Origin of the sequence: Limosilactobacillus sp. DJ3M12 (assembly GCF_947381695.1) — a bacterium.
GTDB lineage: Bacteria > Bacillota > Bacilli > Lactobacillales > Lactobacillaceae > Limosilactobacillus > Limosilactobacillus kinnaridis.
In genome coordinates this window covers 330,931-350,368 of the sequence record NZ_CANCWY010000001.1, presented here as the reverse complement: position 1 = coordinate 350,368, position 19,438 = coordinate 330,931, and the positions used below count along the sequence as shown (strand labels likewise).

General features: G+C 39.6%; 19 protein-coding genes and 2 pseudogenes. 7 read left to right on the top strand and 14 right to left on the bottom strand.

The window, feature by feature from the left end; all coding sequences use genetic code 11:
• Window positions 1-38: 38 nt before the first annotated feature.
• The 4 genes and pseudogenes from QOS06_RS01945 to QOS06_RS01925 form a co-directional block, all read right to left on the bottom strand.
• Window positions 39-773 (bottom strand): annotated as a pseudogene (locus QOS06_RS01945) (L-lactate dehydrogenase); the annotation flags it as partial.
• Window positions 746-1,862 (bottom strand): annotated as a pseudogene (locus QOS06_RS11105) (LytS/YhcK type 5TM receptor domain-containing protein); the annotation flags it as partial. The pseudogenes QOS06_RS11105 and QOS06_RS01945, both read right to left, overlap by 28 nt.
• The gene (locus QOS06_RS01930) at window positions 1,863-2,729 is read right to left on the bottom strand and encodes an SPFH domain-containing protein (RefSeq protein ID WP_003672105.1); all 867 of its coding nucleotides are present in this window, start codon (window positions 2,727-2,729) and stop codon (window positions 1,863-1,865) included. It abuts the pseudogene before it with no gap.
• 18 nt (window positions 2,730-2,747) lie between these two features.
• Complete coding sequence (locus QOS06_RS01925; RefSeq protein ID WP_283595428.1) at window positions 2,748-4,115, bottom strand: RsmB/NOP family class I SAM-dependent RNA methyltransferase; 1,368 nt, start codon at window positions 4,113-4,115, stop codon at window positions 2,748-2,750.
• A gap of 143 nt (window positions 4,116-4,258) precedes the next feature.
• On the opposite strand from QOS06_RS01925, the gene QOS06_RS01920 reads away from it, so the two are divergent.
• Entirely contained in the window at window positions 4,259-5,071 is an 813-nt protein-coding gene (locus QOS06_RS01920; protein ID WP_078009632.1) for a Cof-type HAD-IIB family hydrolase, read from the top strand.
• Between the two features lie 57 nt (window positions 5,072-5,128).
• On the opposite strand, the gene QOS06_RS01915 is transcribed toward QOS06_RS01920, so the two are convergent.
• On the bottom strand, window positions 5,129-5,365 hold the full coding sequence (locus QOS06_RS01915; protein ID WP_003666157.1) for a cytochrome b5 domain-containing protein: 237 nt from the start codon (window positions 5,363-5,365) through the stop codon (window positions 5,129-5,131).
• A gap of 485 nt (window positions 5,366-5,850) precedes the next feature.
• Between QOS06_RS01915 and QOS06_RS01910 the strand changes: the two genes are divergently transcribed.
• Window positions 5,851-6,504, top strand: coding sequence for a response regulator (locus tag QOS06_RS01910; RefSeq protein ID WP_181462550.1), 654 nt, complete (start codon window positions 5,851-5,853; stop codon window positions 6,502-6,504).
• Window positions 6,505-6,719: 215 nt separating this feature from the next.
• On the opposite strand, the gene QOS06_RS01905 is transcribed toward QOS06_RS01910, so the two are convergent.
• From QOS06_RS01905 to sufC, 7 genes are read right to left on the bottom strand one after another with little or no spacing between them, the layout of a single operon-like run.
• Window positions 6,720-7,610 (bottom strand): helix-turn-helix domain-containing protein, encoded by an 891-nt coding sequence (locus tag QOS06_RS01905; protein WP_078009970.1) that lies wholly within the window; start codon window positions 7,608-7,610, stop codon window positions 6,720-6,722.
• Window positions 7,611-7,626: 16 nt separating this feature from the next.
• Window positions 7,627-7,959, bottom strand: coding sequence for a metal-sulfur cluster assembly factor (locus QOS06_RS01900; RefSeq protein WP_003667917.1), 333 nt, complete (start codon window positions 7,957-7,959; stop codon window positions 7,627-7,629).
• A 32-nt stretch (window positions 7,960-7,991) separates the two neighbouring features.
• Entirely contained in the window at window positions 7,992-9,401 is a 1,410-nt protein-coding gene (gene sufB / locus QOS06_RS01895; protein WP_066035282.1) for a Fe-S cluster assembly protein SufB, read from the bottom strand.
• Window positions 9,394-9,855, bottom strand: a complete 462-nt coding sequence (sufU, locus tag QOS06_RS01890) for a Fe-S cluster assembly sulfur transfer protein SufU (RefSeq protein WP_078009969.1) — start codon at window positions 9,853-9,855, stop codon at window positions 9,394-9,396. Before sufU ends, sufB begins: the two co-directional genes overlap by 8 nt.
• On the bottom strand, window positions 9,842-11,080 hold the full coding sequence (locus QOS06_RS01885; RefSeq protein WP_085680228.1) for an aminotransferase class V-fold PLP-dependent enzyme: 1,239 nt from the start codon (window positions 11,078-11,080) through the stop codon (window positions 9,842-9,844). Before QOS06_RS01885 ends, sufU begins: the two co-directional genes overlap by 14 nt.
• A complete protein-coding gene (gene sufD, locus QOS06_RS01880) occupies window positions 11,061-12,350 on the bottom strand; it encodes a Fe-S cluster assembly protein SufD (RefSeq protein ID WP_078009968.1) in 1,290 nt (429 codons plus the stop codon). Before sufD ends, QOS06_RS01885 begins: the two co-directional genes overlap by 20 nt.
• A gap of 11 nt (window positions 12,351-12,361) precedes the next feature.
• Window positions 12,362-13,159 (bottom strand): Fe-S cluster assembly ATPase SufC, encoded by a 798-nt coding sequence (gene sufC, locus QOS06_RS01875; RefSeq protein WP_035160234.1) that lies wholly within the window; start codon window positions 13,157-13,159, stop codon window positions 12,362-12,364.
• Window positions 13,160-13,383: 224 nt separating this feature from the next.
• Here sufC and QOS06_RS01870 point away from each other — a divergent pair, with 224 nt between their 5' ends.
• Genes QOS06_RS01870 through QOS06_RS01860 form a run of 3 tightly spaced genes read left to right on the top strand, consistent with a single transcriptional unit; the run spans window position 13,384 to window position 15,742 of the window.
• Entirely contained in the window at window positions 13,384-13,590 is a 207-nt protein-coding gene (locus QOS06_RS01870; protein ID WP_003672088.1) for a FeoA family protein, read from the top strand.
• 1 nt (window position 13,591) lies between these two features.
• On the top strand, window positions 13,592-15,583 hold the full coding sequence (feoB, locus tag QOS06_RS01865; protein ID WP_078009967.1) for a ferrous iron transport protein B: 1,992 nt from the start codon (window positions 13,592-13,594) through the stop codon (window positions 15,581-15,583).
• A gap of 6 nt (window positions 15,584-15,589) precedes the next feature.
• Entirely contained in the window at window positions 15,590-15,742 is a 153-nt protein-coding gene (locus QOS06_RS01860; RefSeq protein WP_003672085.1) for a FeoB-associated Cys-rich membrane protein, read from the top strand.
• Window positions 15,743-15,844: 102 nt separating this feature from the next.
• Here the strand turns inward: QOS06_RS01860 and QOS06_RS01855 are convergent, their stop codons facing one another.
• Both QOS06_RS01855 and menB read right to left on the bottom strand, forming a co-directional pair.
• Window positions 15,845-17,266, bottom strand: a complete 1,422-nt coding sequence (locus QOS06_RS01855) for an o-succinylbenzoate--CoA ligase (RefSeq protein WP_085680230.1) — start codon at window positions 17,264-17,266, stop codon at window positions 15,845-15,847.
• A gap of 18 nt (window positions 17,267-17,284) precedes the next feature.
• Window positions 17,285-18,106: a 1,4-dihydroxy-2-naphthoyl-CoA synthase gene (menB, locus tag QOS06_RS01850; RefSeq protein WP_003672083.1), complete on the bottom strand. Its 822-nt coding sequence runs from the start codon at window positions 18,104-18,106 to the stop codon at window positions 17,285-17,287.
• Between the two features lie 33 nt (window positions 18,107-18,139).
• On the opposite strand from menB, the gene QOS06_RS01845 reads away from it, so the two are divergent.
• Window positions 18,140-18,514 (top strand): PaaI family thioesterase, encoded by a 375-nt coding sequence (locus tag QOS06_RS01845; protein WP_085680232.1) that lies wholly within the window; start codon window positions 18,140-18,142, stop codon window positions 18,512-18,514.
• Window positions 18,515-18,861: 347 nt separating this feature from the next.
• On the top strand, window positions 18,862-19,437 hold the full coding sequence (locus QOS06_RS01840; RefSeq protein ID WP_098039698.1) for an RNA polymerase sigma factor: 576 nt from the start codon (window positions 18,862-18,864) through the stop codon (window positions 19,435-19,437).
• Window position 19,438: the final 1 nt, after the last annotated feature.

Here is a 19,438-nt window from a genome sequence, read left to right as displayed (position 1 = left end):
TGAGGAAAATATTGCTCCTCAATCTTAGTCATTTTTATTTATTTCCAAAGATAGTTCAATAGACCCGCTTTAGTCATTCCATTGGCTGTCGTTTCACGCAAAACTGATGCTGAATTAATTAAAGCCTCTTGTTCACGCGAATCTAATGGTAATTCTATTACCCTTTGAATACCGTCTTTATCAATTACAGCCGGTGTCCCGAGGTAAATATCTTTTTCTTCATATTCACCATCTAAATATGCACTTACGGGTAATACTGTACTTTGGTCATACAAAATTGCTTTTGTTATTCTTGCCAAAGCAGTCGCTACTCCATAATATGTTGCGCCTTTCCGGTTAATAATCTCATAATCCTTATTACGTACTTGTTCTTCTAGTTTTAACAATTCTTGCTTTGTTAGCCCATTAGCTAAAACATAATCCATTAAAGGCGTTCCACCGATTGTCCCACAAGAATAAGCAGCAAATTCTGAATCACCGTGCTCTGCTAACATATCAACATGAACATCTCGGGGATTAATAGCTAGCTTTTTACCAATCGCTACTCTTAAGCGTGCCGAATCAAGAGAGGTTCCTGATCCAATTACTTTATGTGCTGGAAAACCAGAAATTTTTTGAACAGCATATGTCAAGATATCGACTGGGTTGGCAGCAATTAAGAGGATTCCATTAAACCCGGTATTAACTACTTCTTGAACGATTTCCTTCATAATCTTTAAGTTACGTTCAACTAATTTAAGCCGTGTTTCACCTGGCTTTTGCGCAGCGCCTGCACTTCTGCTTCACCTAATGCAATTTGGTTAGCAAAAATCTCACATAGACCGATTGCTAGCTGAATTTCAACCGGTGTTAAATGCCATCGATCATTAACGTGCCGATAACTTCATTCCCAATTCGCAGAGGAGCAACAATCGCTGCTTCTAAAGGACAATTGGGATCGATACAACCAATTATTTTACTATTATTTGCGATCTTTATTTGGCCCGTTTTGATCACATTACTGGATAAAGAAGTTTCTAACCTATTTCCTGGAATATGGTGATCATCACCAGCCCCAATATGCGCCAGTATTCGTTGTCTGTCAGTGATACTCACTGCATCAAAATTAGTATATTTTTTAATAATTTTGACTACTTGTTGCGCTGAGCTTTTATTTAATCCTTGACGAAAATAAGGCAAGGTTTCATTTGTTAATTGCAAGACAGAATGAGTTTGCATAGCGCGCAGTTCTTCCTCTTGGTGAAGGTACATTGAAATGATTGATAAGAAAATCGATGTCCCCAGTGAATTAACCAAGATCATTGGCAGGGCAATATATTTAACTAAGACCCATCCCGTGGGACCGAATAGTAAGATAAAAAGCATTTGAATACTTTCCATCAAAATCCCCACAATAAAACCATGCCACGGCGTCATTACCTTAAAATAACTTTTTCGATCATGATACAAAAAAACAGAAAGCGCACCAATCAAAACTGAGCTGGGCACATAAAACCAACCTTGCAGGGGTGCACTTGAATAATCCGATGGACCCCCGCTACTAATCCTACTAAACTACCAACCCATGGCCCACCAATAATTCCAGCAACTGAAACAGCCAAAATTCGGACATTGACAATCGAGTCATTTGTTGAAATGGCCGTAAGAATAATTTTATTATGCAACTGGTTATTTGCGTCAATTTCTATTCCCGTCATATTAGCCATAATAGCAAAAATAGAAAAAAGAATCGTTAGCTGAATTTTGGCACTAATGGTTTGATTAAATAACAGGCGGCGAAATAGGGGTACACTAACCAGCAAAAACGCTAGAATAATAATTAAACCAACGCGCTCAGCCATTAAAATTGTTAAATATATCATTTATCCTTGTGTCCCTGTATTTATTACTGGTTGCGTTCCCCGTTCACTAATAATTGCTACCATGATATTATTGATAATTTGCAAACGTTGCTCATCTGTTAAATCAAGGTTGGCTTCCTTGCTTAGGCGTTCAATCGCTTCTTCAGTAATTGAAACAGCCCCCTCAACGATTATCTTGCGCGCTGATAGGATTGCTGATGACTGTTGTTTTTGCAGCATGGCGCTCGCTATTTCAGTTGCGTAGGCTAAGTGCGTTAACCGTGTTTCAATAATTTTGACCCCCGCGACATTTAACCGTTCTTGCAGTTCAGCAGTTAAACGCTCTGATACTTCGGTGGGATTCCCGCGAAGGGTAATTGCATCTTGATCTTCAAAACTATCATAGGGATATTCACTAGCAACATGACGAACCGCAGACTCACTTTGAATTTGAACAAATTGCTCATAATCATCGACCGAAAAGAGTGCTTTTGCGGTATCGACAACTTTGTAGACAATAACGGCCGCAATTTCGACTGGATTACCTTTCGAATCATTGACCTTTAAAATTTGACTATTAAAATTGCAGACACGAAGAGAAACAGTCTCCTTATTTGTAAATGGTACCGTCATAAATAAGCCCGCATCACGAATAGTCCCAATATAATTACCAAAAAAAGTTAAAACTTTGGCTTCATTTGGCTGAATAATTGTCAATGATGTACTAAAAAGAATCACAATCAAGAATAAAATAATTCCAATTGTCAGGACTACCGGAAAATTACGCGTAAAGCCAACAAACATCAGCCACAAACTAATTAAACCGATAATAATCGCCCCGAGTAACCCGAGGTAGCCATTAACGTGAAAGGCTGCTTTTTCTTTCATCTCGATAATCCTCCTAATTTAAAAACGTAACCCCTTGGGATAAAAGTTTTTGATTGTTTTACCGACCAACTTTCCAAAACCAGCGGTATGTTTGTCGCATACTAGTAAATACCAACCATTCGGAAGGTCAGCATCAATATTGATTACATCCCCATGGACATATTGGTGCCACTGTTCTCTGTTTAGGTCAATGACCCGTTTTGCCTCCTGTGGTAAGCTAGCAAGGGCCCATGCCAACGCTGGTTCAAATCGATTTTTCTTAAAAGTACCGAGGTGAAGTCCAGGCCGAAGTACATTTAGTCCCTCGATTTTGTCCTCTTCTAATGGCAAATCATAGAGCTGGTCACCAAATAAAATCAATTGGTGTGGTTGATAGTCTGGAAAAACGCTTGTAGCAAACTGGTTAAAGAGTTTGATCTGTTCTTTGTCCGGTTTAACAATCGATTGCTTTTTCCGCTTATTCTTCTTTTTGCGCTTTTCATTAGTTGACTCTGGCTTACCATTTACTAACTTAGCAATGAAATGTCCTTCCCCCTTGAGATGGTGCGGGAATAATCGGACTGTCTTTTTCAACTCTTCATTGCCATCAGCCCATTCTGGACGACCATCATCCATCCCCACTGCCTTTTCAATCGGGACGAGTTTTAAATCCGGATAATCACCAAGCAACCATGAAATAGTTTGTTCATCCTCTTCTGGTGCAAAAGTACAGGTCGAATAGACTAACGTTCCTCCTGGCTTTAGCATTTTCATTGCGGATGCTAGGATCTTCTGCTGACGGTTAGCACACTCAGCAGGGTATTCTGGTGACCAATATTCAATTCCGGCAGGCTCTTTTCTAAACATTCCTTCTCCCGAACAAGGCGCGTCAACAAGAATCCGGTCAAAATATTGAGGAAATTGTTTTTCTAAATCTGCGGGACTCTCACTAGTAACAACTGCATTTTTTGCTCCCCATCGTTCCAGGTTTTCAGCCAAAATTTTCGCCCGTTTAGGGAAAATTTCATTAGCAACTAATAGTCCCTGGTTGTTCATTTTAGCGATGAGGTGTGTTGTTTTACCTCCCGGAGCTGCACACAAGTCTAGCACTCGTTCTCCAGCTTGTGGATTAACCACTTCTCCTACAAACATTGCTGACGGCTCTTGACTATATACCCATCCAGTAACATGGTCTAATGATTTTCCATTCACTTGACCATAATATCCTGTCGGCACATACGGTACTTTTCCCGTGGCTTTTTCAATTGTTGCAACCGGCTGTCCGTTCTTTAATGGATTCTCGCGAAAACCACTATAACTTGACTGAGCAAGTGCTAATAAAAACTCATCGGCCTCTGCTCCCATTAGTTTTTTGTATTTCGTGACAAATTCATTTGGTAATTGCACGTTATTTTTCGCTCCTCTTTACTGTAATATCTTTATTGTAACGTATTTTTTAGTCTTTTTAAGTCAAAATACTTGGCAAAGCGTTAAGTTTTTGTTTACAATATTATAATTGAATTTTTTATGGAAAGAGAAGTGAGATAGTAATGGATCAACACTTGATTGCGCTTGATCTTGATGGCACAACATTAAATAATCAATCGAAATTAACAAACGAGACAATTATAACTTTACGTGCCCTTGCCCGGGATGGACATATTGTCAGCATCATCACTGGCCGTCCTTACCGAATTGCCAAACATATTTACGATGAAATTGGGATTAAAACTCCGATGGTAAACTTTAATGGGGCCCTAACGCATATACCTCATGAACACTGGGATAAAGAATATGATGTTGAATTAACACGGGAGCTAGCCCTCGATCTTCTAGCCCACCGGAAAGAACTAGGAATTAAAACAATTACCGTTGAAAATAAACATCATGTATGGGCTAATCAAGCTAGTAATGATTTACCCGAATTCTTACCGAACAAGTTGCGCGATGATCAAATCCTAACCGCGACTAACTTAACAGGCAATCCAATCGCAATGACGATCCAATATGAACCAGAACACCAAGAAGAAATCATTAAAGCAGTTAATGAAAAATACGGCGATTTTGTTGAACCACGAGTATGGGGTGGCCCTTACAACATCTTAGAACTGATCCATCGTGGCACTCATAAGGAGTCAGGAATGTTTTATATCGCTAAGCAGTACCAAATTAACCGGCAAAATATTATTGCTTTTGGTGACGAGCATAATGATTTAGAAATGCTTGATGCAGCTGGACGTGGCGTTGCAATGCATAATGCCATTTCTGAGCTTAAAAGTATTGCTAATGATGTGACCCCAATTGATAACGAGCATAACGGGCTGGCGAAATACTTGCAAGCTTATTTCAAAGTTACAATATAAAAAGCTAGGAAGAGATAGTTTAAAACTACCAATTCCTAGCTTTTTACATAGTTATTCCTAGTCAACTAGTTTGCCAACAACAGGGATACCTTCAAGGACTGATTCCAGATGGATAGAACGAGGCATTACTGAAGTTAAATCACGACCAGCAAGGTTTCCATGGTGTTTACCATCCTTCCATTGCGGAACGTTAGAGACATCGTAAACAACGCCTTTAACGGCAACGTATGCAGGATGTCCATTTCGACCATCGAACTCAGCGAGTTCGGTTGTTGTAAATGTTTTTTCTGCCATCAATGCTTCACCTTTCTCTGATTCAAGAATAGCTAATAATTATATTCTAGATCAAACAATCCGTAAATGCATTAATTATTAGATGATTATTATTTTTTCTTCAATCAACTTAATAAAATTGTTAAAATTGGCTTTTTGATTGCTCTTCTTGCCTTTTCCACTCTTTTCATAAAATAATTTATAGATAAAAAGATAATCTTTATTACATTAGGACAAAAAATTGGTATAATAAAAGGTGAAGGTGATTCTGCAATCACTTTCGCCAACATACTTCTACTGTGGATCATTGATGTTGTCATGTCATCAATGATCCTCTTTTATTTTACAGCATTAGTTTTATTCTGCAATAAATTTTCACAATTATTCCAGCCGTTTATTGAAACTATTTCAGCAAGTGTGAAAAATAACTTTTGGATCTTGATAATTATTAGCAAAAAGAAGATACTGAAGAAGAGATAACTTTAAGAATGAAAGCAGGTTTATTGATGTATAGAGTACTTGTGGCGGATAATTATCCCATCATTCGAATGGCAGTTAAAAATCTGGTTGAACAACTAGATAATTTTAAAGTAATTGCTGAAGAAACAACCGGAATAGATGCCTCATTACGGGTTGAACAAGGTGACATTGATATCATTATTATGGATTTAGCGATACCACCTGGTGAAAATGGTCTGATCACAATCAAAAGAATTCATGAACATTTCCCTAACACCAAAATTATTATTTTTTCTTCTCGCAATGAACCTCAATACATCAATCAGGCAATTTATAATGGCGCAAATAGCTATATCTTTAAAAGCTCCTCTCCAAAAGAACTAGTTCATGCCCTAAGACACGCTATTAATGGTGAAAAATACTTAGACAATAATATTATGGTAACGAAGAAAGATTTATTAGTTATCAAAGGCGGTTCTCCGCACTTCGATTTAGGAAATTACGTTGCTCTTTCGAAACGTGAGCAAGAAATCTTACCGTTAATCGTTCTCGGATATACTAACAAAGAAATTGCTACTAAGATGTTTATATCCCCTAAAACTGTTGAAGCCCATAAGACAAAGATTATGCAAAAATTAAACCTTGCTTCACACGCAGAACTTCTCCACTATGCAGTTAAACATCAATTAGTAGACCTATAGATAATGGGAGTGGAAAATAATCTTCTCGACAAGGCGGTAGGCTAAGGATAGAACGGTGATTAGCACGGCACGGGCTGATTATCGTTCGTACTTAGCCTCGAGTCTTATGATTACGACGCGGAGCTAGCCTATTTGGCTTCCACGTTATCTTACTATTGTTCGCGAAAATCATTGAGGCTGAGAGAAAACAAAGTTTTCTCCCAGCCTCATTATTTTCATTTATTACTAATTGTCTTATCAAAATTATTTAAAAGAGCAGCTACTTGAACTTCAACAACATTATTTTTATTGAACCGCGCAAATACTTCTGCTTCAGTTAAAAGTTGACGTATTTTTTTCGAGTTTTCTCCTAACTCAATTGTATTATTTGCTTCTAGTAATTTGATTCGTGGTAAGAAATAAGTAACGTGGTTGCTAGCACAGATCTTTGTCGTAGCCTCCAACACTTGGTTACTAACTTCCAACCGCTTGTTTAATGAATGATACTCGGCAGCGTAGTACATCATCGTTACAATCCGTAGATAATAGTTCCGATCAACACCCGCTAAGTCTTCATCAGCCTTTGATCTTAAGAATGCAATAACCTTTGAGAAAAAGAAATCAGCATGTTCCATTGAATTTTGTCGTGCATATAAGATCCCTGATCCTAAATATGCTAATGGTGAAAAGATCGTCCGATGTTGCTCATCCAGTTCATCTAAAATCTTAGTAAAGTTAAAAAGACTTGTCGACGCGTTATTATTAGTTAAAGTGTAAATCATCCCTTTTAAATAATAATATTGCATCCGGTCTTGTGGCGATTTTAAATCTTCAAGCCGAATCTTCTTAAGGTTACTAACTGCCTGTGGAAAGTGTTCAATCATTAAAGCTAATTCAATTTGGTCTAGCAGACTCCGGATATAACGAATTGAAGACGTATTGTCCTTACTTAAATCATCAATCGTTAATCCTAGCCGCTCACAAAGCTGCGCCAAAATCGTGAGTGATGGTACTTGACCATTGCTTTCAAACTTGCTTAAGGTCGACTGGGTACAAATCCCCTTGCTTAAGGCAACTTGTGAGTAGCCGAGTCTTTTTCGTTGATAAACAAAGCGTTTAATATCCATGTCTGACCTCCTATATCTAACCGTGAATTCCTAATGCAATTTTAGCAAACCTACTCATTCTTGACAAATCCCAGACGGGTTCCCACACAAGGTTAATATTACATTTAGTTACACCTTCAACAGAAGTAACCGCCTTGGTAATGTCGCGATTTAAGATGTCGCCTAATGGACAGCCCATTGTCGTTAAAGTCATTGTAACCGTACATTCACCATTATCATCAACTTTAACATCATAAATAAGGCCAAGGTTAACGAGGTCAATTCCCAATTCTGGGTCAATAACTTCTTCCAACGCATCCATCACTTTATTTTCAATTGGGGAAAAGGGAGTATCTTTTTCGTCAGCCATAAGCGTTCCTCCAAACTTACTTGTTAATTCAATTAACCAATTGAACCTTCCATCTCAAAACTGATCAAACGGTTCAATTCAACTGCATATTCCATCGGTAATTGTTTCGTAAATGGTTCCACAAAGCCCATAATAATCATTTCAGTTGCCTTTGCTTCTGAAATTCCCCTGCTCATAAGGTAGTAAAGCTGTTCTTCAGAGATCTTAGATACTTTTGCCTCATGTTCCATTGCGACATGAGCATTGTCAATTTCATTATATGGGATCGTATCTGAGGATGATTGGTCATCCATAATGATCGTATCACATTCAACGTGGGCTTTAGAGCCATCAGAGTGCTTACCAAAGCGGACCGTTCCGCGGTAATCAGTTGAGCCCCCCGTCTTAGCAATCGATTTCGAAACAATTGAACTAGATGTGTTTTTAGCATTGTGGATCATTCGGGCTCCCGAATCTTGGTGGATTCCGTTGCTGGCAACTGCGATGGAAAGCATGGTTCCCCGTGCCCCCTCACCATTAAGGTAGACGCTTGGGTACTTCATCGTGACTTTTGAGCCAAGGTTCCCATCGACCCATTCCATGGTTGCGTTTTCTGCTGCTGCTGCCCGTTTTGTTTCTAGACTATAAACATTATCAGACCAGTTCTGAATAGTTGTGTAACGACAATAAGCATCCTTGCAGACGTTAACTTCAACAACGGCAGCATGGAGACTATCAGAAGAGTAATTGGGAGCAGTACATCCTTCAACATAATCAACACTTGCCCCTTCATCAACAATAATCAAGGTTCGCTCAAATTGTCCTGAGTTTTCCGCATTAAGCCGGAAGTAAGATTGAATTGGCGTCTTTGTCTTAACGCCCTTTGGTACATAAATAAATGAACCGCCCGACCATACTGCTGCATTTAGGGCCGCAAATTTATTATCAGTTGGTTGAACTAATTTACCAAACCATTTCTTAAATAATTCTGGATATTCTTTTAAGGCTGTATCTGTATCAGTAAAAATAATCCCCAGCTTTTCAAACTCATTTTTCATGTTGTGATAAACAACTTCAGATTCATACTGAGCTGAAGAACCAGCAAGGTATTTTCGCTCTGCTTCCGGAACTCCTAAGCGATCAAAAGTCCGTTTTAAATCTTCGGGCACATCATCCCAGTCGCGAAACTTTTTATCCGTCATCTTTTGGTAGTAAAGCATGTTCTTCAGGTCTAATTCTGATAAATCTGGCCCAAATTTTGGCATCGGTAATTCTTTATAAATCTTGTAGGCTTTAAGCCGGTAATCTAGCATCCATTTAGGTTCATGCTTAGCAGCTGAAATTTTGCGGACAGTTTCTTCTGTTAACCCTCTCCCAGTTGAGTATTCCGGCTCAACGTTATCGTGAAAGCCGTATTCGTACTGGTCATTATTATTTATAATGCTAGCTGCATCATTACTCATTATTTTCTTCCTCCTCGCTATCCTTCAACAGTGCTCGTTGTAATGCCCACCATGAGAGCGTGGCACACTTTATTCGGGCTGGAAATTCCATAATACTAGTAAGAATCCGGGCATCCCCTAGTTGATCCAAGTCAGCTTCTGAATGTTCTTTGCCAATTGCCATATCAGAAAAAGTCTTTGCCATCGCAAGGGCTTCTTCAGTTGTTTTTCCTTTAACAGCATCGGTCATCATGCTTGCTGATGCTTGACTAATAGTACAGCCCTCACCAGTATAGGCAATATTTTTGATCTTGTTATCTTCTACTTCGACTTGAAGATTAATCGTATCTCCACAAGTCGGATTATGAAGGGTCATTGCATTCGTAGTAGTTGCTAATTCTCCCTTATTATGTGGATGATCGGCATGATCGAGAATCACTTCACGGTATAAACCACTTAACTTAGATAGTCCCAATGTTAAAGAACTCCTTTGTTTCCTTGATTGCGTTAATTAATTGATCAGCATCTTCTTTAGTATTGTAAAAATAAAAACTGGCACGAGCGGTTGCTGTTACTCCCAAGTCTTCCATGAGTGGCTGCGCACAATGGTGACCAGCACGGACTGCTACCCCATCCATATCAAGGGCCGTAGCAACATCATGGGGATGGAGACCTTTGATGTTAAAGGAAATTACCCCAGTATGTTTTGCTGGCGATTGCGGACCATAAACTTCGACATCTGGAATAGCAATTAACTTGGGTAAAACATAATTAACAAGTTCCTGTTCTTTTTGCACAATCCTATCCATTCCAATACCATTTAAATAATCAATCGCGGCTCCAAGCCCAACTGCCCCGGCAATATTTTGGGTTCCCGCTTCAAATTTAAACGGGATATCAGCCCATGTACTCTCATTCCGGTGAACGTCATTAATCATTTCTCCACCGTATTGGTAAGGAGACATCGCTCGTAATAAGTTCTCTTTTCCGTACAAAACCCCAATTCCCATTGGACTCATCATCTTATGACCAGAGAAAGCGTAAAAGTCAACATCAAGATCTTGTACATCGACTGGCATATGGGGAACTGCTTGTGCTCCATCACCAACAACGATTGCCCCATGTTGGTGCGCAATCGTTGCTAATTCTTTCAAGGGCGTCACTGTTCCTAATACATTACTAGCATGAGCTACTGCCACAATCTTTGTCTTATCGGTAATTTTCTTTTTAGCATCTGCAAGATCAAGTTCGCCATCTGGAGTTAATTCAATATATTTCAGGGTAGCACCCTTTTCCTTAGCTAATTGTTGCCAAGGAATAAGGTTACTATGGTGTTCCATTATTGAAATAACAATCTCATCACCAGGTTGAATATTTTGTTCGCCATAGGTTGCAGCGACGAGATTCAACCCATCCGTACATCCCTTTGTAAAGATAATCTCATTAGCACTCGACGCGTTAATAAACTTTTGCACTTTTTTTCGCGCTTCTTCATAATCCTTAGTTGCACGTTCTGCTAGGGTATGAACCCCTCGATGAACATTTGCATTATCTTGTTCATAAAAGTTAATAAGTGCCTGAATTACCTGACGTGGGCGCTGAACAGTCGCAGCATTATCAAGGTAGGCTAAGCGTTCATCATTAACTCGCTGATTAAGTGCTGGAAAGTCGGCTAAATAATCATTCGTATTGCTGTCCATCGGCGAGCTTCCTTTCAAGAATCGTAATTAACTTATTTCGTACATCCGCTGCTGGGATTGCACTCAAGACTGCTCCTAGGAATCCTCGAATAACCATTCGTTCTGCTTGTGCGCGCGGAATTCCCCGACTCATTAAGTAATACATTTGTTGTTGATCAACTGGGCCAACACTAGCCGCATGTCCTGCCTCGACATCATTTTCGTCAATTAACAGAATTGGGTTAGCATCTCCTCGTGCTTGATCGGACATAATCAATACCCGGTTTTGTTGATCAGCCTTTGCACCATGAGCACCATGAATAATTTGCCCAATTCCATTAAAAATCAATTCAGACTTTTCAAGAATAACACCTCGCTGGTTTATCAATCCGGTAGTATGCTTGCCGTGATTAGTAACGCGGTTGTTGACGCCAACTTCTTGGTCACGAGTAGTTACGGCAATCATCTTTGAGTTAGCATAACCCCCATCACCTAGCAATTCGGAATCCATATCACCAACTGTGGCACCATCGTTCATCAAGCCGACTGCCCATTCAACGTGCGCATCCTTACCAATATCGGCACGCCGCTTAAAGTAAGTATGGGTATGGGGACCAAATTCATCTAAGGAAGAAAAATCAATCTCACTATTTTCCTGCGCCATTAATTCAATCATCATATTAGCGGCATTTTCATGATCACCAACAGTTGTAAGGTGTTGGATAAACTTAATGCGGCTGCCACGATCGGCAATTACTAGAATATGCGAAATTAGAGGCTCATCTTGAGTACTGTCCTGAATAATCTCAGCCTCAATTGGCTTTTCAATTTCAACGTTTTTTGGAATATAGAGGAATAAACCGGCATTAAGGTAGGCAAGATGATAAGCAGTTAATAGGTTTTCTTCGGGGTTAATAGCAGTCATGAAGTACTTATTGAAAAGTTCAGGATATTCGCGCGCAGCAGTAAAGATATCTGTGAGAATAACCCCCTGATCTTGAAGTTTTTGTGGCAAGTTAACGTGGAGCAAAGTTTGCCCAAACTGAGTTACCTTAATTACTTCATCATCGGTGACTGATTTTTCAACTAAGTCGGCGTCTGATTCAACCCATTTCAATGGCCGCTCCGCAATAAGGGGCCAAGTTCGAAAATCGAACCGTTGCATCCGTGGCAAACGAAGCTTTTCCATTAACTCCCGAGCACTAAGCCGGCGATCAATCAATTGCTGAGGTTCATTATTTGCTTTACTAGCAGCAATTATTTGTTCTTTTGCTGAGTTTAATTCTGTCATCAAACTGCCTCCTAGTCTTCATCATCTACAAGTTTGATATCAAGACCTAATTCGTCACGTAAGCCAGCGTAACCTTCATCTTCAAGTTTCTTGGCAAGATCAGGGCCACCAGTTTTAACAATTCGGCCACCCATCATTACGTGAACTGTATCAGGAACGATGTAGTTCAAAAGACGTTGATAGTGGGTAATAATTAATGAACCAAAGTTGTCGCCCCGCATTGAATTAACACCCTTTGAAACCACCTTAAGGGCATCAATATCAAGTCCAGAGTCAATCTCATCAAGAATCGCAAAACTAGGTTCAATCATTAAAAGCTGCAAAATCTCATTCCGCTTCTTTTCACCACCAGAGAATCCTTCATTAAGATAACGTTCAGTCATGGATTGACTCATATCAAGCAATTCCAGGTTCTTATCGAGTTTCTTAATAAAGTCCATTACCGAAATTTGATCATCTTCAGGACGACGAGCATTGATCGCAGCCCGAAGAAATTCAGCATTAGTAACCCCTTGAATTTCAGCGGGATATTGCATTGCAAGAAAGAGACCTTTTCGTGCTCGTTCATCGACCGGCATATCAACAATACTCTCCCCATCAAGAAGGATATCGCCTTTTGTAACATGATAGTTAGGATGACCCATGATGGTTTGAGAAAGAGTAGACTTACCAGTTCCATTTGGTCCCATAATTGCATGGATTTCTCCAGTCTTCATCTTAAGGTTAACCCCTTTAAGGATCTCCTTTTCTTCTTTGCTTTCTTCATCTTTAACTGAAACGTGAAGATCCTTTATTTCTAGTGTTGCCATAAAATTCATCCTCCTGACCCGAAATATTCCAAAATATTCTCGGTAAATATTCCATAAATATCAATAAATTCTTTACATTCTTATTATATCCGAATAATAAAAAAATAAAACTATTCATCTCAATTTATTTTAAGCGTTTTCTCGATGAATAATTTGAGTGTATAATAAAGATATAATATAGTGTTTATATAATTTTAGAATATTTGATAAGGCAGGTGGCGATAATGATTCAACAAAATTATATTCTTCACTCATTTGACTGTTTAAATACAGCCACTGCCGCCCGATTACATGATATGGGCTTGTGTGAAGGGTGTCCGATTAAAGTAGTTCAAAAATATCCTTTTCATGGCCCAGTGATAATCGAAAATGATCACCAACGAATTGGTTTGCGGTACACTGTTTTTACGATGCTTACGGGGGCAGAATAAAATGACAACAGTTGCACTGATTGGAAACCCTAATACTGGTAAAACTACCCTGTTTAACTCGCTCACTGATAAATACGCCTATGTCGGTAATTGGACAGGAGTCACAGTTGAAAAGAAACAAGGAACACTTAAGGGAACAGATATTATTATCATCGATTTACCTGGCGTATATTCACTCGATCCTTTGACAAAAGACGAAGCAGTGGTAACTAACTACTTAATGCATAACCAACCTAATATGGTCTTAAATATTACAAATGCTAGTCAGTTAAAACGAAACCTTTTGCTAACAATCGAGGTATTGGAACTCGGCTATCCTGTTGTATTGGTTCTTAACATGATTGATGATCTCCGTCGATCAGGGTACGACTATGACCTTGACCTGCTTGAAAAAAGGCTGGGTTGTAAAGTAATGACAACAAATGCGCGTGGACATCAAGGGATTGATCAATTACGAAAAGAAACTATCAATTGTAATTCGCTCCACCCTACCCAACTAGATTTAGATTATCCCCCGATGATCAAGCAAGCAATCAGGCAGGCAAGTACAGCGTTGGAAAGTGATTATTCTTTTGCGCCCCAGGTTGCGCGTTGGTTAGCGATTCAATTCATAAGTAAGAATAAAGTAATTCGTAAATTTGCCCGGGAAAAAGAGCTAACTCCCCTTCTTTCGCAACAAAAATATTATGACGCGCAAAAGTTCGCTGACCAAATTTTTGAAGTCCGGCTACAGTTTATTGAGGACACTCTCAACCAGGCCCGTCATCCACTTAACAATGGTGGGCAAGTTGAGATAACAAGTCGAATCGACAAAATCGTTACCAACCCGATTCTTGGCTTACCAATTTTCGTCCTAATTTTCTTTGTAATGTTTAAGATGTCCTTTGATTGGGTTGGCACCCCACTTTCCGATATGCTTGATCAGTTTATATCAGGCCCAGTTTCAACTACTACCGACCAAACCCTCGCTAGTCTAGGGGCAATTCCTGCATTACGGTCGTTAGTCGTTAACGGCATTATTGCCGGGGTTGGTGGAGTTTTAGCCTTTATTCCACAAATCTTCATGCTCTTTGCCTGCATTTCCCTGCTTGAGGACTCTGGTTATATGGCGCGGGCAGCGTTAGTAACGGACCGGGTTATGCAGATGATTGGTTTAAATGGTAAGTCTTTTATTCCATTAATTATTGGTTTTGGTTGTAACGTTACGGGAATCATGGCTGCGCGAACAATTGAACAGCCTAAAGAACGACTGATCACTACCTTAATCATGCCGTTTATGAGTTGTTCAGCCCGCCTACCGATTTATAGCTTATTCGTTGCCGCCTTCTTCCCACGTCACCAAGCACTGATTGTTTTATCAGTCTACTTCTTAGGAATTGTCGTGGCTTTAGCAATGGCAAAATTCTATCAAGTAATCTTTAAGGTAAAAGAAAGCTCAGTGTTTGTAGTTGAACTTCCTCACTATCATCTTCCCCGTCTTGATATAATTTGGCACGGAACATGGGATAAGGGTAAAGGATTTATTAAAAAGGCTGGGACAATTATTTTTGCTGGAACTGTTTTAATCTGGATATTATCAAGTTTTGGTCCTAGTGGTTTTGTTACTAATTCGGCTAATAGTTTTGCTGCCGACCTTGGACACATCCTTGTTCCGATCTTTAAGCCAATTGGTATTGACCAGTGGCAGCCAATTAGTGCTTTGTTTACAGGGATCCTTGCCAAAGAGGTTATTACTTCTAGTATGATGGTAATGTTCCATACAAGCAGTAAAGCATTCCTCATCGCTTCACTTGGTCAGTTTATGACTCCGCTTTCTGCTTATACGTTATTAGTCTTTATTCTCTTATATGCACCATGTTTCGCAACGTTAGCAACTATCAAACAAGAAACTGGTTCTACAAAGTGGATGCTTTATTCTGTTGCATCCAGTTTAGTCGTTGCGTACGGGCTTGCATTTATTATCTTTCAGGTTGGTCGATTATTTATTGGGTGATTTAAAATGAAATTAATTATTAACGTTATTATTATTGCTGCAATTATTGCGTTAGCCTTTTACCTCCTTGTTAAGACTTTTCAACGAGGCAAGCAAGGGAAATGTGCAGCTTGTGACTACGATTGTGAAATTAAAAAGCTGGCAAAGAATAAAAAGTAATTATAAAATATGGAGACGTGTGGTTAGTTTCCACGTTATCTTGCTATTGTTCGTGAAAACGAGGCTGAGAGAAAACAAAAGTTTTCTCCCAGCCTCGTTTTTTTACTCATTATTCAATTTTTCTCGTAACATAAACCGGCGAATCTTACCACTCGCGTTTTTTGGCAATTCTGAAACAAAAATATAGTGTTGAGGAACTTTATATCGCGCCAGATGTTCATAACCATAATTTATTAGCTTAGTTGGAGAAAGACGACGATCACTGACGACAAAGGCAACTGGTACTTGGCCCCAGACAGAATCATTTTGACCAACGACTGCAACTTCATTAATCTGTGGGTAACGTTGGTAGATCTGCTCAACTTCTTGGGGGAAAATATTTTCTCCACCAGAGATCAACATTTCATCTGCGCGACCATCGATATAGAGATATCCTTCTTTGTCCAGATGACCGATATCTCCTGTCCGGTACCACCCGTCAATCATTTTAGAAGGCAACTTATCAGGCAGGTTAAGATAGCCCGGAGTTAAAGCTGGTGTTTTCAGCAGAATTTCACCATCTTTACTAAGTTTTAGTTGGGTTGAGAATAGTGGCTGCCCAACTGATCCTAATTTTAGGAGTGCATCAGCTGACCGTAATGCAACAATTTGGGAACATGTTTCCGTCATTCCATAGCATTGAACAACAGGAATTGACCGTTGCAAACATGCTTCGAGCGTTTCTCGATCAATCGTTCCGCCCCCAAGTAACATACAACGAAATGCTGAATTATAGTGCGTATTAGTCTTATTTTGCTGCTGAATGAGCTTTTTCAGCATAAAAGGCACAACCGACATAATGGTGACCGTTTCATTTGCTAAAATTCGTTCAAGTTCTTCAGCACGGAACTTCTCAACCAAGCGAACAGTCATCCCGTAAATTAATCCCCGCATAATAATCGAAAACCCACTAATATGAAAGATCGGCGCTACACACAACCACTTATCTGCGGATGATAAACCTAAATTCAATGCAGAAGAGACTGCTGAATAAAAATGGTTGCCAAAAGTTTGCAAAACTCCTTTAGGCCTACCAGTCGTCCCAGAAGTATACATAATGCTGGCTACCCAGTTTGATTTAAATACTGGAATTAGCTCTCCTGGATCAGCACTTGTTATCAAGAACGCACTGTAAGACTTAAAAGGATCCGTCATCCCTGATCGCCAGAGAGAATTTTCAACCAAACACAACTGAAGTCCACTATCTTTAATCTGTCGTTCAAGCTCTTCACCAGCAAGCCGCCAGTTCAACCAGACAATCGTGCGGCCACTACACATGATCGCTAGTGATAATTTATAGCTCATCAGAGTATTAGTAGCTAGGATGCCTACCCGCGAACCAGGATTAAGATGGTCAATTTTTCCCACAAGTACCTCTACCTGTTTTTTTAATTCAGCAAATGATAGGCGTTCATTACCATCGTCAATCGCAATCTGGTTCGGCTGAGTTGCTGCTTGCTTTAATAGCCAGTTTTGTGTTTCCATTTAAATTGCCTCTTTTATTTATGGGAATTTAGGGAACTGGTCAAAATTAGGGTCCCGTTTTTCGTTAAAGGCATCCCGCCCTTCTTTACCTTCATCAGTGGTGTAGAAGAGCATCGTCGCATCACCACCGAGCTGTTGGAGGCCAGCCAGTCCATCAGTATCAGCATTCATGGCAGCCTTAATAAACCGTAATGCCGTTGGTGACTTCTTCAAGATTTCGTTACACCAGTCCAAGGTAACCGATTCAACTTGGTCTAATGGCACAACTTTATTAATCCAGTTCATCTGGTAGGCTTCATCGGCACTATAGAAGTGATTTAAGAACCAGACTTCCTTTGCCCGTTTATGACCAATTACGCGGGCAAGATAACCAGATCCATAGCCAGCATCAAAACTTCCGACCTTAGGACCAGTTTGACCAAATTTAGCATTGTCAGCAGCAATCGTTAAATCACAAACAAGTTGCAAGATATTTCCGCCACCAACTGACCAACCTTTTACCATCGCAATGACTGGTTTAGGGATAATCCGGATTAAATGCTGCAAATCAAGGACATTGAGACGGGCAATCTTATCTGGACCAACGTATCCACCATTACCACGAACTCCTTGGTCACCACCAGATGAGAAAGCCTTATCACCAGCACCAGTTAGGATAATCACCCCAATTGTGCTATCATCACGACAGATGGTAAACGCGTCGATCATTTCTTGAATTGTAACGGGGGTAAAGGCGTTCATCTTTTCTGGACGATTCATTGTAATTTTTGCAATCTTTCCCGCTCGTTCAAAAATAATTTCAGAATAATCTTTAACCGGTTGCCAATCAACTGTTGTCATAACTACTCTACTCCTTTTGTGAGGTCAATAATAATGAACCTATTAGAAAATTTAGATATTCAAACTCAATCAGTCACAGCCAACAAGTGCGTTATCACTGTTAAAGTAAGTGATAAGCTCAAGCAACCTTATGGAATCGTTCATGGTGGAATAAATGCAGTCCTCGCTGAAACCGCAGCTTCCTTAGGTGCCAATCAATGGTTAGCTGATCGTCAACAAGATCAAATAGCTCTCGGTGTTAATATTACCACAGAGCACCTCATTGCGGTATCGAATGGTAAATTAAGAGCAATTGCAATTCCGATCAAACGTGGCCGGCGAATCCAAACCTGGCAAGTCGATATCCATTGCAATGATCAATGTACTAGTACCAGTATAGTTACTTTGATCAATCAACCCCGGTCTTAATCTTCTGATCATTTCTTTAATTATTATTCGAAAATAAAATTATTCAGAATTATAAAAAATGGTTATTCATCTTTACTACTATCTTTTCTCGCCTTAACGTTCGATTAATCGTTCTGATTATACAAATTCCGTTATTGTTCTAAAATAAGACATTTGATAAATTAATACCAACGCGAGGCGAACTGCGTGATAAAATTAAACCGTTTTATCTTGCCTGAATTAAGGAATGAATCCCTTCTTTTAGGTCGTCAGTTTACCTATTTGGGGAGAAGAAAAATAAATAGGACAAACACTATGATGGGAAGCATGTCGCGTAAATTATAGTTTTAAAGGAGAGCATTTTTGATATGCGCTTCAATGAAAAAGATGAAGAAAAGTACCTTAAGCTGATTAACAATACCCGTCGCGGAAGCAATAAAGACTTCGAAGAGTTATTTCGCCGTTATTGGCCGCTCGTTCGCCGACTGTGGCAACGATATAATATTAGCGGCCTTGAATTGGCGGATTGGGAACAGGAAGCCCGCGTTGTGATGCTAGAAGTTATTCGTTTATACAATAATCAGGGGCTGCGCATGTTTAGCTGCTTTTTTAAGGAATGCTTAACTAACCGGATTCGTGATATCCAACGACAAACTCAGGCCCACAAACGGATTCCAGCAGGCTGTCTTTACGCATTAAGCGATGATTTTGCTGAAACACTTACCGACTTTTTACATCATTCTCCTGATGATATTATTTATTGCCGGCAGAGTCTTGACCGTTTACTTTGCCGCTGTTCTACATTTGAACGAAAAGTACTAGTTTATCTTCATACTGGTTATTCGATAACTGAGATTGCTGGTACCCTTGATTGCTCTAAACGGAGCGTTCAAAGTGCCTTGCATCGTTGCCACGACAAGCTATTAAAAGTATTAATGAAGTAAG

What these genes read in the sequence shown, in the direction of transcription:
- QOS06_RS01930 (WP_003672105.1), bottom strand. Translation starts at nt 2,729, where the DNA reads ATGAAAGAAAAAGCAGCCTTTCACGTTAATGGCTACCTCGGGTTACTC.
- QOS06_RS01920 (WP_078009632.1), top strand. Translation starts at nt 4,259, where the DNA reads ATGGATCAACACTTGATTGCGCTTGATCTTGATGGCACAACATTAAAT.
- QOS06_RS01915 (WP_003666157.1), bottom strand. Translation starts at nt 5,365, where the DNA reads ATGGCAGAAAAAACATTTACAACAACCGAACTCGCTGAGTTCGATGGT.
- QOS06_RS01910 (WP_181462550.1), top strand. Translation starts at nt 5,851, where the DNA reads ATGTATAGAGTACTTGTGGCGGATAATTATCCCATCATTCGAATGGCA.
- QOS06_RS01905 (WP_078009970.1), bottom strand. Translation starts at nt 7,610, where the DNA reads ATGGATATTAAACGCTTTGTTTATCAACGAAAAAGACTCGGCTACTCA.
- QOS06_RS01900 (WP_003667917.1), bottom strand. Translation starts at nt 7,959, where the DNA reads ATGGCTGACGAAAAAGATACTCCCTTTTCCCCAATTGAAAATAAAGTG.
- sufB (WP_066035282.1), bottom strand. Translation starts at nt 9,401, where the DNA reads ATGAGTAATGATGCAGCTAGCATTATAAATAATAATGACCAGTACGAA.
- QOS06_RS01885 (WP_085680228.1), bottom strand. Translation starts at nt 11,080, where the DNA reads ATGGACAGCAATACGAATGATTATTTAGCCGACTTTCCAGCACTTAAT.
- sufD (WP_078009968.1), bottom strand. Translation starts at nt 12,350, where the DNA reads ATGACAGAATTAAACTCAGCAAAAGAACAAATAATTGCTGCTAGTAAA.
- sufC (WP_035160234.1), bottom strand. Translation starts at nt 13,159, where the DNA reads ATGGCAACACTAGAAATAAAGGATCTTCACGTTTCAGTTAAAGATGAA.
- QOS06_RS01870 (WP_003672088.1), top strand. Translation starts at nt 13,384, where the DNA reads ATGATTCAACAAAATTATATTCTTCACTCATTTGACTGTTTAAATACA.
- feoB (WP_078009967.1), top strand. Translation starts at nt 13,592, where the DNA reads ATGACAACAGTTGCACTGATTGGAAACCCTAATACTGGTAAAACTACC.
- QOS06_RS01860 (WP_003672085.1), top strand. Translation starts at nt 15,590, where the DNA reads ATGAAATTAATTATTAACGTTATTATTATTGCTGCAATTATTGCGTTA.
- QOS06_RS01855 (WP_085680230.1), bottom strand. Translation starts at nt 17,266, where the DNA reads ATGGAAACACAAAACTGGCTATTAAAGCAAGCAGCAACTCAGCCGAAC.
- menB (WP_003672083.1), bottom strand. Translation starts at nt 18,106, where the DNA reads ATGACAACAGTTGATTGGCAACCGGTTAAAGATTATTCTGAAATTATT.
- QOS06_RS01845 (WP_085680232.1), top strand. Translation starts at nt 18,140, where the DNA reads ATGAACCTATTAGAAAATTTAGATATTCAAACTCAATCAGTCACAGCC.
- QOS06_RS01840 (WP_098039698.1), top strand. Translation starts at nt 18,862, where the DNA reads ATGCGCTTCAATGAAAAAGATGAAGAAAAGTACCTTAAGCTGATTAAC.